The organism is Guptibacillus spartinae, assembly GCF_028610625.1.
Taxonomy (GTDB): Bacteria; Bacillota; Bacilli; order Bacillales; family Guptibacillaceae; genus Guptibacillus; species Guptibacillus spartinae.
Genome location: NZ_JAQQWU010000021.1, coordinates 21,557 through 35,572, shown reverse-complemented (window position 1 = coordinate 35,572; position 14,016 = coordinate 21,557). Strand labels below are relative to the sequence as shown.

Sequence of the window (14,016 nt, the reverse complement as noted above, 5' to 3'; positions counted from 1 at the left end):
TCTTCTATGAAGATGAAACGGAGTTCTCGGCTAGTGGATATGACAAGATATTTGTTAGAGCATCCACACCGCTTAGTTTCACTAACTTATTTTTCAGAGCGCTATGGCGCAGCTAAATCATCGATTAGCGAAGATTTGGTTATTATTAAAGAGAATTTTGAACAGCAGGGTGTTGGCTCATTATTGACGGTTCCAGGTGCAGCTGGTGGCGTTCGCTATATGCCACTCATTAGCGATGAAGAAGCTGACAGAGTCGTTGGAGAGCTGTGTGACTTTCTAGAAAGCCCTGACCGCCTTCTTCCGGGAGGGTATTTGTATTTAACCGATATCCTTGGTAATCCGGAAATTATGAATCAAGTGGGGCGCCTCTTTGCATCTGTGTTTGCTGATCGTAAAATTGATTGTGTGATGACTGTTGCAACGAAAGGAATCCCCCTTGCGTATGCAGCTGCCAGTCATCTCAACGTCCCTGTGGTCATCGTTAGACGAGATAGCAAAGTAACAGAAGGATCAACGGTAAGCATCAACTATGTATCCGGTTCATCCAAACGTATTCAAACAATGGCGCTTGCTCGTAGAAGCTTAAAGCCTGGCGCAAACGTTTTAATCGTTGATGATTTCATGAAAGCTGGTGGAACCATACAAGGAATGGTGAATCTCCTTGAAGAGTTTCAGGCTGACGTAGCCGGAATCGGCGTTCTTGTAGAAGCAGAGGGTGAAGGAGAAGAACGTCTAGTTGAAGAGTATGTTTCAATGATGAACCTGGGTGGAGTTGATATGAAAGAGCGTTCAATTCAGGTAGCACCAGGCAATTATAAAGAGTTTCTTACGCGATTAACTGAAGGAGTGGAGAAGGAATGAAAACTGTCTACACGAAATCAGCACCAGAAGCCATTGGTCCCTATTCACAGGGGATGATTGTTAATAACCTGTTTTACAGCTCAGGTCAAATTCCATTACGAGCAGATGGTACATTCGTTGATGGCGCAATCGAAGAGCAGACTCACCAAGTATTTTCAAATGTGAAGGCCGTTCTGGAAGCTGCTGGAACATCACTCGATCGCGTTGTAAAAACCACTGTTTATATTAAAGACATGGAGCAATTTGGAGCGATTAATGAAATTTACGGCGAATACTTTCATACACACATGCCAGCAAGGTCCTGTGTTGAAGTAGCGCGCCTTCCTAAAGATGCTCTTGTTGAAATTGAAGTGATTGCCTTAGTTGGCTAACCAAGTAGACGTACTCATTCACTGAGTGCGTCTTTTTTATTCCTTGTTTGAATTCTTCGTCTAGTGTCGAACATGGAATATGTAAACGGTTAATATTGAATTTTTATAACATTTTTTATATTTAGAAGAAGGAATTATTGCCTAAAAGTTGAATAGTGCATATATGCTCTAATTAATGGAAAAAGGTGGTGCACTCAAGTTGGAAATTACAGATGTTCGCCTACGTCGTGTGAATACGGAAGGACGCATGCGCGCAATCGCTTCCATCACTATGGATCATGAATTCGTTGTTCATGATATCCGTGTTATTGATGGGAATAACGGCATGTTTGTAGCGATGCCAAGCAAAAGAACTCCAGATGGAGAGTTTCGCGATATCGCTCATCCAATTTCCTCGAATACAAGGGAAAAGATTCAAACAGCTGTTTTAGCTGAATATCATCGTGTTGGTGAAATGGAAGCTGCTTACGAAGAAGCGGGTGCTTCCTAATTGAGAAAAGCCTGGTCAATAGACCGGGCTTTTTTTGTGTTGTAAATGGAAAGGGAGATTATGATCAAAATGTTCACCAACCTTTCTTTTCCAGCCTCATATATGGTGAGTATTTAAGGAACTTCCTTGAAAATGAGGGGTTTTTGAGATATAGTCAAAGTGGAAAAATAGGATGCGATGGAGGAACCATATACATGAATAGATTTGCAGTTGTATTAGCAGCAGGTCAAGGTACACGGATGAAATCAAAGCTTTATAAAGTACTGCATCCCGTTTGTGGGAAGCCGATGGTTGAACATGTTGTGGATCAACTTGAAGAGCTTAAGCTCGAGAACATTGTCACTGTTGTCGGTCATGGTGCTGAGAAAGTGCGTGATCAACTTGGTAGTCGAGTCAATTATGTCCTCCAAGAAGAACAATTAGGAACAGCTCATGCTGTCATGCAAACGCAGGAAACATTAGCCAACAATGAAGGCGTGACGCTTGTCGTATGCGGTGATACTCCTCTCATTACGAAAGAAACAATGGATGCTCTCTTGACATATCATGAGGAGAAGGGTGCAAAAGCCACGATTCTGACGGCAGACGCTGATAATCCATTTGGTTATGGACGAATTATTCGTGATGAAAATGGACGTGTTCAACGAATAGTTGAACAAAAAGATGCAACTGATGATGAACAGCAAGTCACAGAAATAAATACTGGTACATACTGTTTTGATAACAAAACTCTATTTGAAACGCTTCAGTTAGTAAAAAATGAAAATGCTCAGGGAGAATATTATCTACCGGATGTTGTTGAGATTCTTCAAAAACAAGGTGAAGTTGTAGCTGCATACCAAACAGAAGATTTTGATGAAACAATGGGAGTAAACGATCGTGTTGCGCTTTCTAAAGCAGAAGTTGCAATGAAAAAACGCATTAATGAGAAACATATGCGTAATGGTGTAACTTTGATTGATCCTGCTGCAACATACATTTCTCCGGATGCGGTGATTGGGCAAGACACGGTCATTTATCCTGGAACGACCATTAGTGGCAATACGACCATTGGTGAAGAAGCTAAAATCGGACCCAATACCGAAATTAAAGATAGTAAAGTTGGCAGTATGACTGTTGTGAAACAATCGGTTATTCATGACAGCGAAGTAGGAAATGCTGTGAATATTGGACCGTTTGCTCATATTCGACCAGCCTCACAAATTGGTGATGAGGTGAAAATTGGAAACTTCGTTGAAATCAAGAAAGCCGTTATGGGGCAAGGAAGCAAAGCATCTCACTTGAGTTATGTAGGCGATGCTGACATCGGAAAAGATGTGAACCTTGGCTGTGGTTCCATTACTGTCAATTATGATGGTCAGAAAAAGTACTTAACGAAAGTTGAAGATGGAGCTTTTATTGGTTGTAATGTGAATTTGATCGCACCTGTCACAGTAGGAAAAGGTGCCACTGTAGCTGCTGGTTCTACGATTACGGATGATGTTCCTGAACAGGCTCTATCAATTGCTCGCTCTCGTCAAACGAATAAAGAAGATTACGTAACAAAAAAGAAGGATAACTGATTTTCAAAGGATAAGAAAGTATGAAAATTGTGACGTTTCTCCAGTTTTGAGGAGAAGATAAGACGATTGTGCTTTTCTTATTAATAAATGGAGGGGTACCGGCCGATGGCTAATTATTTAGATCCAAATTTGAAGGTGTTTAGTTTAAATTCGAATCCTGATCTTGCAGAAGAGATTGTAGAACACATTGGGGTTCCAATGGGAAAATGTTCTGTTGTACGTTTTAGTGACGGAGAAATCCAAATTAACATTGAAGAAAGTATTCGTGGCTGCGATGTCTATGTCATTCAATCAACGTGTGCTCCTGTTAATGAAAATATTATGGAACTTTTAATTATGATTGACGCATTAAAGAGAGCTTCTGCTAAAACAATCAATATCGTTCTCCCATATTATGGATACGCTCGTCAAGATCGTAAAGCAAGATCTCGCGAACCGATTACGGCAAAGTTGGTAGCTAACCTTCTTGAAGTAGCTGGTGTAACTCGTCTTATTACGCTAGATCTACATGCCTCTCAGATTCAAGGTTTCTTTGATATACCAGTTGACCAGCTAATGGGTGTACCTACACTCGCGAAGCATTTTGAAGAAAAGAATCTTGAGGATATTGTCGTTGTATCACCAGACCACGGTGGTGTAACCCGTGCTCGTAAGCTTGCTGAGCGCCTTAAAGCACCAATTGCGATTATTGATAAACGTCGCCCGCGTCCGAATGTCGCTGAAGTAATGAATATTGTTGGTAATATTGAAGGCAAAACCGCGATTATTATTGACGATATCATTGATACCGCCGGTACGATTACGCTAGCAGCAAACGCACTTATTGAAAATGGAGCAAAAGAAGTCTTTGCTTGCTGTACACATCCTGTTTTATCAGGCCCTGCAATTGAACGAATTGATGATTCTAAAATTAAAGAGCTTGCTATCACAAACACGATCCCGCTTCCGAACGAGAAGCAAATTGATAAAATAACTCAGCTTTCTGTAGCGCCTCTTTTAGGAGAAGCAATCATCCGTGTTCATGAGCAGCTTTCGGTAAGTAAATTATTTGATTAAATGAAATACGTTTATTGCCGCCTGATTATGGGTATTCATAATAGTAGAGTAAAACCTAATCAGGAAGGTGATTAATAATGGCAGCAACATTGAAAGCATTAGATCGTAATACAACAAAAAGAAGCGAACTAAGAACACTTCGTGAAACTGAAGAAGGTCTTCCAGCCGTTCTTTATGGTAAAGACCGCAAAAGCGCACCGGTACAGGTTGACGCTCTTGAATTTATTAAGGTATATCGCCAGGTCGGAAAAAATGGCGTTATTGAATTGAACTTCGAAGGACAGGGTACTTATCCTGTCATGGTATATGACATGCAAGTTGATCCGATTAAAAATCACGTACTTCACGTTGACTTCTATTCAGTTGACCTTAACAAAGAAGTGGAAGCGGAAGTTCCGGTTCACTTAACTGGTGAAGCTGCAGGAAGTAAAGAAGGCGGCGTTGTTCAGCAGATGCTTCATGAAATTCTTGTGAAAGCTAAGCCGAATGACTTCCCTGACAGCATTGATGTTGATATTTCTGAACTCAACATAGGTGATGCTGTTCAAGCTGGAGATCTTCCAAAAGGTGATAAGTACGAAATTCTTCTTGATGCTGAAGAGCCAATCGCTTCCATCGTTCCTCCAACAGAAGAACCTGCTGAAGACGAAGAAGAAGCTGATGAAGTGGCAGAAGAGCCACCAGCAGAGCAAGAAGATGCTGGAGACGAAACAACAAAAACCGAATAATTTTCAACGACGTAACCGAACGGGTTACGTCTTTTTTTCAAGATAAAGAAACTACAGGTGAATAAGTACATGGATTTTTGATACGATAGAAGAAAAGCAATGAAAGGTAGGGCATCATCCGTTGAAATTAATTGTTGGCCTCGGTAATCCGGGAAAGAAATTCGATAATACAAGACATAATGTAGGGTTTATGGCAATTGACCAGCTTGCAAAAGAGATGGGAATTGCTTTAGATCAAAAAAAGTTTCAAGGTATATACGGTAAAGGAATGGTGAATGGAGAAGCGGTTTACCTTTTAAAACCGCAAACCTTTATGAACTTATCTGGAGAATCAGTGCGTCCTTTGATGGAATATTTTAATATTGATGTAGAAGATTTGCTCGTCATTTATGATGATCTGGACCTTCCGACTGGTAAAGTCCGTATCCGTCAAAAAGGTAGCGCTGGTGGACACAATGGAATGAAGTCGATTATTACGCACCTTCATACTCAGGAATTTAAGAGAGTACGCATTGGAATTGATCGATCGGCACGCCAAACGGTGATTGACTATGTATTAAAACCTTTTTCAAAAGAAGAAGCAGAGCCAATTCAACTTGCTATCGAACAGACTGTAAAAGCTTGTGAAGCCTGGACAACATCCTCATTTCCAGAAGTAATGAATCAGTACAACGCTTGAATATCCTGCTATTCTTCCGTCCATACTAGTAAAAGATAAGGGACAGGGAGGATTCTTTATGGATATTCATTACGTATGTCGTCATTGTGGAACGGAGATTGGGAGATTGTCTCAACAAAACCACACAGTAGACGAACTAGGATTTCAACAGCTCACTGAGAAGGAGCGCCAGGCAATGGTTCATTATCATCCTGATGGAACAATTGAAGTAAAAGCCATTTGTGAAGACTGTCATGAAGCCATGGAGCGAACGCCATCTTTTCATGAGCTTGATACATTTATTCAGTAAGAAGCTTTGGGAGTGCGTCCAAAGCATTTTTGCGTTAAAAAAGGAACCGATCGATTTATAGAAAAATAGGATTTAGAGAAGGTTAGCTTCTGTAAGACGTTTTTTACGCACTACTATCGTCTTTTTGCATATTAAAGCGGTGCTAGTGTTTGAATACGTTGTACGACACGCTTGCACTTTTCATAGTGAGAGGGGAGAAAAACTTACCGATGTTAGGCTTAAGAGAATATTTTAGTAAGGGCGATGAATTTCAGTCCGTTTTCGCCGGGGTGAAAGAGGGGCTTAAAGAACAACTTGTTGCAGGGCTAGCTGGTTCTGCTCGGATGCTTCTAATGGCCTCTCTCTATCATGAAACGAAGCGTCCTCAACTCATTATTACCCACAATTTGTATCAAGCTCAGAAGCTCTATGAAGATATGTGTGAGCTTGTCTCTCAAGAGGAAGTTTACTTATATCCGGTAAATGAACTCATTTCGTCAGAAATTGCCATTGCAAGTCCTGAATTAAGAGGGCAACGAATGGAAGCTTTAAATTATTGGATGAAAAATAAAAACGGTATCGTTATTGCCCCGATTTCGGGCGTTAGAAGGTACCTTCCGCCAAAAAACATCTGGGAGAAAAGCCAGATCTCCTTTACTGTCGGCGACGATATTCCTCTAGAGGAAACGCTCTCCACATTTGTAGCTATGGGCTATGAACGTGTACCAATGGTTTCTTCACCAGGTGAGTTCAGTGTTAGAGGCGGTATTATGGATATTTATCCGTTAACGGAAAACAGTCCAATTCGAATTGAATTATTTGATACAGAAGTCGATTCCATTCGTTTTTTTGATATTGAGTCACAACGATCTGCAAATAAAACAGACCGTATTACAATTGGTCCTGCAGACGAAGTCGTGTTATTTCCTGAAAACTATAAAATAGGGGCAGAGCGTCTTCAAAAAGAGTTGCAGGCATCTCTAAAAAAAGTGAAAGATCAGAAAGTAAAAGAAGCGATGCACGAGAACATTACGCATGAAATTGATCAGCTTAAAAATGAGCAAAATTTCCAGGGTATGATCAAGTATATGGATTATTATTACGATCAGCCTGCAAGTTTACTAGATTATTTACCAGAAGATGGCCTTGTTGTTTTCGATGAAGTAAGCCGAATCCAAGAAATGTCATCTGATTTGGATAAGGAAGAAGCAGAGTGGCAAACCGCGCTCCTTAACCAGGGAGAAATTGTTTCATCTGTTTCCTTATCGAGATCTTACGATACGTTGTTTGCGAAGCCGGTGCACTCCACCATATACTTATCCATTTTCTTACGACACGTTCCATATACCAACCCACAGAATATCATTAATGTTACAAGTAAAGCGATGCAGAATTTCCATGGGCAAATGAAAGTATTAAGCAGCGAAATCGAACGATGGAAAAAAAGTGGGATAGCGATTGTTTTTCTAGCCGCAACTGAGGAGCGAAGAAAGCGACTTGAGCGAGTTCTAGAAGATTATGAGATCAATGCGATGATGGTGGAACAGGATACGCCGATCTCCCATCAGCAGCCTCAGATTTTAATCGGCAGCTTGAACGGTGGATTTGAACTTCCGATGCAGAAACTTGCTGTGCTAACAGAAGCAGAAGTGTTCACAAAACAATCGAAAAAGCCAAGACGTTCTCAAAAAATGTCGAATGCCGAACGAATCAAAAGCTATTCGGAATTAAAGGTGGGCGATTACATTGTTCATGTGAACCACGGAATAGGCAAATATTTAGGCATACGCACATTAGAAGTAAGTGGCATTCATAAAGATTACCTCTATGTGAGCTACGCAGGGAATGACAATTTGTATGTACCGGTTGAACAAATTGATCAGGTCATGAAATACGTCGGTTCTGAAGGAAAAGAACCAAAGCTCTACAAGCTTGGCGGAACAGAATGGAAGAAAGTGAAGCGGAAAGTACAATCTTCTGTTGAAGACATTGCAGATGACTTAATTAAGTTGTATGCCGAACGTGAGGCAAGTGTTGGCCATAGCTTTGAAAAAGATACAGAAGAGCAAAGAGAGTTTGAAGCTGCTTTTCCTTATCAAGAAACGGATGATCAGCTCAGAGCGATACAAGAAATTAAAGAAGATATGGAAAAAACGCGTCCAATGGATCGACTGCTGTGCGGTGATGTTGGCTATGGGAAAACTGAGGTTAGTATTCGAGCTGCATTTAAAGCCATCATGGATGGCAAACAGGTGGCTTTTCTAGTACCGACGACTATTCTTGCTCAGCAGCATTTTGCAACGATACAGGAGCGTTTTGCGGATCACCCGATTAACATTGGTTTATTAAGCCGTTTCCGCTCAAGGAAAGAGCAGAATGAGACGTTAAAAGGTGTGAAGAATGGTACGGTTGATATTGTGATTGGCACACACCGACTTTTATCGAAAGACGTTGCGTATAAGGACCTGGGCTTGCTTATTGTCGATGAAGAGCAGCGGTTTGGGGTAACGCATAAAGAGAAAATCAAGAAATTAAAAGCGAACGTTGATGTGTTAACTCTTACAGCAACGCCAATTCCTAGAACGCTTCATATGTCGATGTTAGGTGTTCGCGATTTATCAGTTATTGAGACGCCACCAGAGAATCGCTTCCCCGTACAAACGTATGTTGTTGAATACAGCGGCACGCTTGTACGAGAAGCCATTGAAAGGGAGCTTGCACGAGGAGGACAGGTCTACTTTCTTTATAATCGAGTGGAGTCCATTGAGTACATGACAGATCAAATTCGAACTCTCGTACCTGAAGCGAGAGTTAGCTTTGCTCATGGGCAAATGAGTGAAACTGAGCTAGAATCAGTCATGATTGATTTTCTTGATGGAAATTATGATGTGCTTGTTAGTACAACGATTATTGAGACTGGAGTGGATATTCCAAACGTAAATACACTGCTTGTGTATGATGGAGATAAAATGGGACTTTCTCAACTTTACCAACTTCGTGGTCGGGTTGGGCGTTCGAATCGAGTGGCTTATGCTTATATCACTTATCAACGAGATAAGGTGCTAACCGAAGTGGCGGAGAAACGCCTTCAAGCAATTAAAGAATTTACCGAGCTAGGCTCAGGATTTAAAATTGCGATGCGAGATCTTTCCATTCGAGGTGCTGGTAATCTCCTAGGTGCAGAGCAACATGGTTTTATCGATTCAGTTGGGTTTGATCTGTACTCGCAAATGTTGAAAGACGCGATTGAAGAAAGGAAAGGGGATGCACCGAAAGAGAAGGCGTTCAGCGTTGAGATCGATCTTGAGGTAGATGCTTATATCCCCGGTACGTATATTAACGATGAGAAGCAGAAAATTGATATGTACAAACGTTTCCGCTCAATCGAATCACTGAAAGACATTATGGATTTACAAGATGAAATGATGGATCGATTTGGAGATTTCCCAGAGGAGGTCGAGTATCTCTTCCAGGTTTCACGAATGAAAGAACTGGCCAAAGAAGTAAAGGTTGAAAAAGTAGGTAGAAGTAAGAAAGATATACAGCTGCTATTCCATGAATCGGCACGAGAAGCAATTGGGGGAGAAACGATCTTTGAGGTTGCGAATGAATTTGGAAATAAGCTTTCCCTGGGTGCAGATGGTAATAAAGTAAAGGTAGTTGTGAAGGGAAGAGGCCTTGAAACAAAGGGGCATCTTCAGCTTGTTGAAAAAGTCTTAAAGAAAGTAAAAGGAGCAAAAAAGCAGCCAATGAATGCGAATTAAAGTCGATTTTGGAGGAAACTCATAATTTTGACAGGTTTGTGAATAGAACTCATACGTCGAAACGATACTAATGGAAACATATTGTAGAACATGCAATAGAAAAAGTGATTGGAGCAATCACCTACAACTTCCAGAAAGCGAGGCAACTTAGATGAAAGCAACAGGTATCGTGCGTCGTATTGATGATTTGGGGCGTGTTGTCATCCCGAAAGAAATTCGCAGAACACTCAGGATTAGAGAAGGCGATCCACTAGAAATTTTTGTTGATCGTGAAGGTGAGGTTATTCTCAAAAAGTACTCACCAATCAGTGAACTTGGCGATTTTGCAAGAGAATATGCAGAGTCTCTTGCGGAGCACTCTGGGCATATTGCCCTTATCTCTGATCGTGACGTTTACATTACAGCTGCGGGTGGTCCTAAGAAAGAGTACTTAAATAAAAGCATTGGCGACTCTGTCGAAAAAGCGATGAATGAACGAAGATGTTTACTAAATGAAAGTAAGTCTGAACTCATTGAAGGAGTGCCTGTTGAAACAGGACATGTGATTGCTCCGATAATAGCGAATGGCGACCCAATTGGTACGGTCATCTTACTTGCAAAAGAAGATGAAAAGGTGACGGAATTGGAACAGAAGCTATCCGAAACAGCAGCAGGATTTCTTGCAAGGCAAATGGAACAGTAACGAAAATGGAGGCAGCTGCCTCCATTTTTCTCTGTTTAAAAATAAAAAGCGAACGTCAACCACCGCTCCATCCGAGGTCCTCCGCTTTTCCCGTGTGTACTAGGTGCGTGAGCTTCTTTTATCGTATTTCAAAAGTTTCCCATCTTTCTTCATATGATATAATTCGTACATAAATAGGTATACTCGGCAGGTGTGTATGAAAATAAAAGAAAATCCCAAAGGGTTCTGGCACGGCGCGCTCTTGCTTACTGCAGTTGCTCTTTTCATGAAGGTGCTGAGCGTTGGGTACCGAATCCCTTATCAGAATATTACCGGTGACATTGGTTTTTATGTGTATCAACAAATTTATCCGTTTTACTCCATTGCCATCATTCTCGCTACATATGGTTTTCCTGTCGTTATTTCACGACTTATCTCTGAAAAGCTTGCCAAAAACGATTATGATCAAGCAAAAGAGCTTTCCCGTTATAGCTTTTACGTACTTGCTTTGCTTGGTTTAACTGGCTTTCTTCTTCTCTATGCAGTCGCTCCTTTACTTTCACTATTAATGGAGGACCGTCAATTAATTGGGCCACTGCGGATGACAGCATTTTCTTTTCTAATTATGCCAGGAATTGCGTCAATTAGAGGGTATTTTCAAGGGCAAGAAAATGTTGTGCCTACCGCATGGTCACAAGTGACCGAACAATCTGTTCGCGTGCTTGCTATTCTTACCATATCCATCAGTCTCGTTGCTGGTGGTGCAGACGCATACGCTGCAGGTACAGGGGCTGCACTTGGTTCATTAATAGGAGGGATTTCAGCATTTATTTTGCTGGTGGTTCTTCGCTATCGACATGAGCCAATCCGTTTGCACTCAATGAAAACCCACTTCGTTCGTTTTTTTGGCGTCGCGCGTAGAATTTTAATGGAAGGGACGCTGATTTGTGTCAGCGCCCTTGTCATGGTGCTTTTTCAGCTAATGGATGCTTTAACGATCGTGCCCGGACTAATGGAGCATGGCCTTTCCTCTATAATGGCTCGTGAGACAAAGGGAATATTTGATCGCGGCCAGCCGCTCATGCAGGTGGGAACGGTGCTTGCCACCTCGCTTTCATTGTCAATCGTACCGGTAATTTCGAAAGCATCAGCTGAAAACCAAAAGGATTTCATTCGAAATAAGGCTGGCCTTTCTCTAAAAATTAGTTTTGTTATTGGGCTTGCAGCTTCCGCTGGGCTTGCTATCATTATGAAGGAAACAAATGTCATGTTATTTAAAGATCAGTCCCTTTCATCTACGCTTAGTGTCCTTGCATTTGCCATATTTTTTAGTTCGCTTTCAATGACGGCAGCAGGAGTATTGCAGGGGGTTGGTTTAGCAAGAAATGCTGCTCGTTATGCAGTCATTGGCATTCTGGTGAAAGGTCTATTAAATCTCATTCTGATTCCGCTAGTAGGCATTAATGGGGCTGCAGTTGCTACAGTCATTGGCTTTGCAGTTGTTGCAGGGCTTACTATTTCTGCTGTGCATCTTAAAGTCGGACTGATGCCATATCCTTTCTATTTAATGCGCGCTGTAGCGGCTGTATTGATTATGAGTGTCACTGTCATGCTTCTGCAATTCTTTATTCCGTCGTTCCTCTCAAGAGGGTTGTCGAGCATCTCGGCTCTTGCGGGAGCGATTGCAGGAGGGCTTACGTTTGGTATCGCAGCAATCTTTCTGGAAGTATTTACAGAAAAAGAGTTGATGCAGTTACCTAAAGGTGAAAAGATTTCGTTATTTCAAACTAAATTAAAGAAAGGAGCCTGAGTGATGACTAAAATTACGATTATTGGCACAGGAGCGGGTGACCTTACTCAGCTCTCTCTCGGTAGCTATCGTCAGCTTCAGACAGCTGAACGAATTTTTGCGAGAACGATTGACCATCCCGTCCTTAGGGAATTAATTAGTGAGGGACTTATCGTGACGGGCTTTGATGATGTTTATGAAAAGAATGATTCTTTCGAGGAGACGTACCGCACGATTGTGGATCGTCTCTTCGAGGAGGCACAGCATGGCTCTCTTATTTATGCTGTGCCAGGCCATCCGATGATGGCTGAGGCAACTGTACAGCTCCTGTTAGAGGAACAAGCAAAGCACGACGTCGAAGTGAGTGTCGCAGGAGGGCAAAGTTTTCTAGATGCTCTATTTACTGCCGTCCGAATTGATCCAATTGAAGGATGTCAGATTCTTGATGCCACACGGTTCACAAAATCTGAGGTTCAAGTGCGGAATCATTTAATTTTTGTACAAGTTTATGACCAGTTTACTGCTTCAAGTGTAAAATTAACGTTAATGGATCTTCTACCTGATGATTACCAGGTGACTATCCTGCAAGCAGCGGGAAGTCAGGAAGAGAAACTAATGTCTGTCCCATTATTCGAATTGGATCGTTCCATGGAAGTCAATAATTTGACGGCAGTGTACGTTCCACCTGTAAAAGATGAAAAGCTTTTATATCAGGATTTTGAATGGCTGCGGCATGTCATCGCAAGGCTGCGCGGTCCAGGAGGCTGTCCTTGGGATCAAAAGCAAACACACGAATCTTTAAAAAAATATTTAATCGAAGAGGCGTATGAAGTATTAGAAGCAATTGACGACCAGGATGATGAGCACCTTGCTGAGGAGTTAGGGGATGTCTTACTTCAAGTCCTTTTACATGCTCAAATCGGTGAAGATGAAGGAATGTTTTCAGTCGATGACGTCATCGAGAAGTTAAGTGATAAGTTGATTCGGCGACACCCACACGTATTTGGAGATGAAGAAGCACAAACGGCTGAAGAGGTAGTCGGACTGTGGGATCAAGTGAAAAAGCAGGAAAAGGATGCTACACCATCACAGTTTGAAACGATTCAAAAGGGTCTTCCTGGTCTTATGCGTGCCAATGAATTACAAAAATCCGCTGCGAAAGTAGGTTTTGATTGGGATGAGGTTGATCCCATTTGGGAGAAGATTCAAGAAGAGCTTGCTGAATTCAAAGAAGCTGTCAATGATAAGACGTTTCGTGATCAGGAAGATGAGCTTGGAGACTTATTATTTGCCCTCGTTAATTTAGCTCGCTACTATAAAGTTGATCCAGAAGTAGCCATTCACCGCACAAACCATAAATTTGTTGCTCGTTTTCAATATATTGAAGAGCGAGTAAAGGAAAAAGGGCTTGAGATCGAGAAGTTATCTCTTGAAGAACTCGATTCATTTTGGGAGGAAGCAAAGCAAAAAGGAATTAAATAGGGAGCGTTGAAACAAATGAGACTAGATAAATTTTTGAAAGTATCACGATTAATTAAGCGCCGATCTATCGCAAAAGAAATTTGCGACAAGGGTCGTATTGAAGTGAACGGCAATAAAGCGAAAGCAGGGACAAATGTTAAAGCGGGTGATGAGCTAGTGATCTCATTCGGACATAAAAAAGTAACGGCTCGAGTGGATGAAATCAAAGAAACAACAAAGAAAGAAGAAGCCAACAACATGTTTACGATTTTAAAAGAAGAAGCAGCCGGTGAATAAAAAGACCCGATTGGGTCTTTTTTTGTTAG

The 14,016-nt window shown here is 41.5% G+C and carries 13 protein-coding genes; all 13 read left to right on the top strand.

What is annotated here, in order from left to right; all coding sequences use genetic code 11:
• Positions 1–6: 6 nt before the first annotated feature.
• The 13 genes from purR to PQ511_RS22095 all read left to right on the top strand — a co-directional run bounded on the left by purR (position 7) and on the right by PQ511_RS22095 (position 13,987).
• Positions 7–861 (top strand): pur operon repressor, encoded by an 855-nt coding sequence (gene purR / locus PQ511_RS22155; RefSeq protein ID WP_273854100.1) that lies wholly within the window; start codon positions 7–9, stop codon positions 859–861.
• Positions 858–1,232, top strand: a complete 375-nt coding sequence (locus PQ511_RS22150; RefSeq protein WP_273854099.1) for a RidA family protein — start codon at positions 858–860, stop codon at positions 1,230–1,232. The genes purR and PQ511_RS22150 overlap by 4 nt, the downstream gene beginning before the upstream one ends.
• 199 nt (positions 1,233–1,431) lie before the next feature.
• Entirely contained in the window at positions 1,432–1,722 is a 291-nt protein-coding gene (spoVG, locus tag PQ511_RS22145; RefSeq protein ID WP_098445913.1) for a septation regulator SpoVG, read from the top strand.
• A gap of 194 nt (positions 1,723–1,916) precedes the next feature.
• A complete protein-coding gene (gene glmU, locus PQ511_RS22140; protein ID WP_273854098.1) occupies positions 1,917–3,284 on the top strand; it encodes a bifunctional UDP-N-acetylglucosamine diphosphorylase/glucosamine-1-phosphate N-acetyltransferase GlmU in 1,368 nt (455 codons plus the stop codon).
• A gap of 105 nt (positions 3,285–3,389) precedes the next feature.
• A complete protein-coding gene (locus PQ511_RS22135) occupies positions 3,390–4,340 on the top strand; it encodes a ribose-phosphate diphosphokinase (RefSeq protein ID WP_226660102.1) in 951 nt (316 codons plus the stop codon).
• A gap of 77 nt (positions 4,341–4,417) precedes the next feature.
• Positions 4,418–5,068, top strand: a complete 651-nt coding sequence (locus tag PQ511_RS22130; RefSeq protein WP_273854097.1) for a 50S ribosomal protein L25/general stress protein Ctc — start codon at positions 4,418–4,420, stop codon at positions 5,066–5,068.
• 121 nt (positions 5,069–5,189) lie between these two features.
• Positions 5,190–5,747, top strand: a complete 558-nt coding sequence (pth, locus tag PQ511_RS22125; protein WP_273854096.1) for an aminoacyl-tRNA hydrolase — start codon at positions 5,190–5,192, stop codon at positions 5,745–5,747.
• 58 nt (positions 5,748–5,805) lie between these two features.
• Positions 5,806–6,036, top strand: coding sequence for an anti-sigma-F factor Fin (gene fin, locus PQ511_RS22120; RefSeq protein WP_273854095.1), 231 nt, complete (start codon positions 5,806–5,808; stop codon positions 6,034–6,036).
• Positions 6,037–6,245: 209 nt separating this feature from the next.
• Positions 6,246–9,779, top strand: a complete 3,534-nt coding sequence (gene mfd, locus PQ511_RS22115; RefSeq protein ID WP_273854094.1) for a transcription-repair coupling factor — start codon at positions 6,246–6,248, stop codon at positions 9,777–9,779.
• Between the two features lie 151 nt (positions 9,780–9,930).
• On the top strand, positions 9,931–10,461 hold the full coding sequence (spoVT, locus tag PQ511_RS22110; RefSeq protein ID WP_226660107.1) for a stage V sporulation protein T: 531 nt from the start codon (positions 9,931–9,933) through the stop codon (positions 10,459–10,461).
• A gap of 196 nt (positions 10,462–10,657) precedes the next feature.
• The gene (locus tag PQ511_RS22105) at positions 10,658–12,250 is read left to right on the top strand and encodes a putative polysaccharide biosynthesis protein (RefSeq protein WP_273854093.1); all 1,593 of its coding nucleotides are present in this window, start codon (positions 10,658–10,660) and stop codon (positions 12,248–12,250) included.
• A gap of 3 nt (positions 12,251–12,253) precedes the next feature.
• Positions 12,254–13,711: a bifunctional methyltransferase/pyrophosphohydrolase YabN gene (gene yabN / locus PQ511_RS22100; RefSeq protein WP_273854092.1), complete on the top strand. Its 1,458-nt coding sequence runs from the start codon at positions 12,254–12,256 to the stop codon at positions 13,709–13,711.
• Positions 13,712–13,726: 15 nt separating this feature from the next.
• Positions 13,727–13,987 carry an RNA-binding S4 domain-containing protein gene (locus PQ511_RS22095; protein WP_098445923.1) on the top strand — a complete coding sequence of 87 codons (261 nt, stop codon included), beginning with the start codon at positions 13,727–13,729 and terminating at the stop codon, positions 13,985–13,987.
• Positions 13,988–14,016: the final 29 nt, after the last annotated feature.

What these genes read in the sequence shown, in the direction of transcription:
- purR (WP_273854100.1), top strand. Translation starts at nt 7, where the DNA reads ATGAAGATGAAACGGAGTTCTCGGCTAGTGGATATGACAAGATATTTG.
- PQ511_RS22150 (WP_273854099.1), top strand. Translation starts at nt 858, where the DNA reads ATGAAAACTGTCTACACGAAATCAGCACCAGAAGCCATTGGTCCCTAT.
- glmU (WP_273854098.1), top strand. Translation starts at nt 1,917, where the DNA reads ATGAATAGATTTGCAGTTGTATTAGCAGCAGGTCAAGGTACACGGATG.
- PQ511_RS22135 (WP_226660102.1), top strand. Translation starts at nt 3,390, where the DNA reads ATGGCTAATTATTTAGATCCAAATTTGAAGGTGTTTAGTTTAAATTCG.
- PQ511_RS22130 (WP_273854097.1), top strand. Translation starts at nt 4,418, where the DNA reads ATGGCAGCAACATTGAAAGCATTAGATCGTAATACAACAAAAAGAAGC.
- fin (WP_273854095.1), top strand. Translation starts at nt 5,806, where the DNA reads ATGGATATTCATTACGTATGTCGTCATTGTGGAACGGAGATTGGGAGA.
- mfd (WP_273854094.1), top strand. Translation starts at nt 6,246, where the DNA reads ATGTTAGGCTTAAGAGAATATTTTAGTAAGGGCGATGAATTTCAGTCC.
- spoVT (WP_226660107.1), top strand. Translation starts at nt 9,931, where the DNA reads ATGAAAGCAACAGGTATCGTGCGTCGTATTGATGATTTGGGGCGTGTT.
- PQ511_RS22105 (WP_273854093.1), top strand. Translation starts at nt 10,658, where the DNA reads ATGAAAATAAAAGAAAATCCCAAAGGGTTCTGGCACGGCGCGCTCTTG.
- yabN (WP_273854092.1), top strand. Translation starts at nt 12,254, where the DNA reads ATGACTAAAATTACGATTATTGGCACAGGAGCGGGTGACCTTACTCAG.
- PQ511_RS22095 (WP_098445923.1), top strand. Translation starts at nt 13,727, where the DNA reads ATGAGACTAGATAAATTTTTGAAAGTATCACGATTAATTAAGCGCCGA.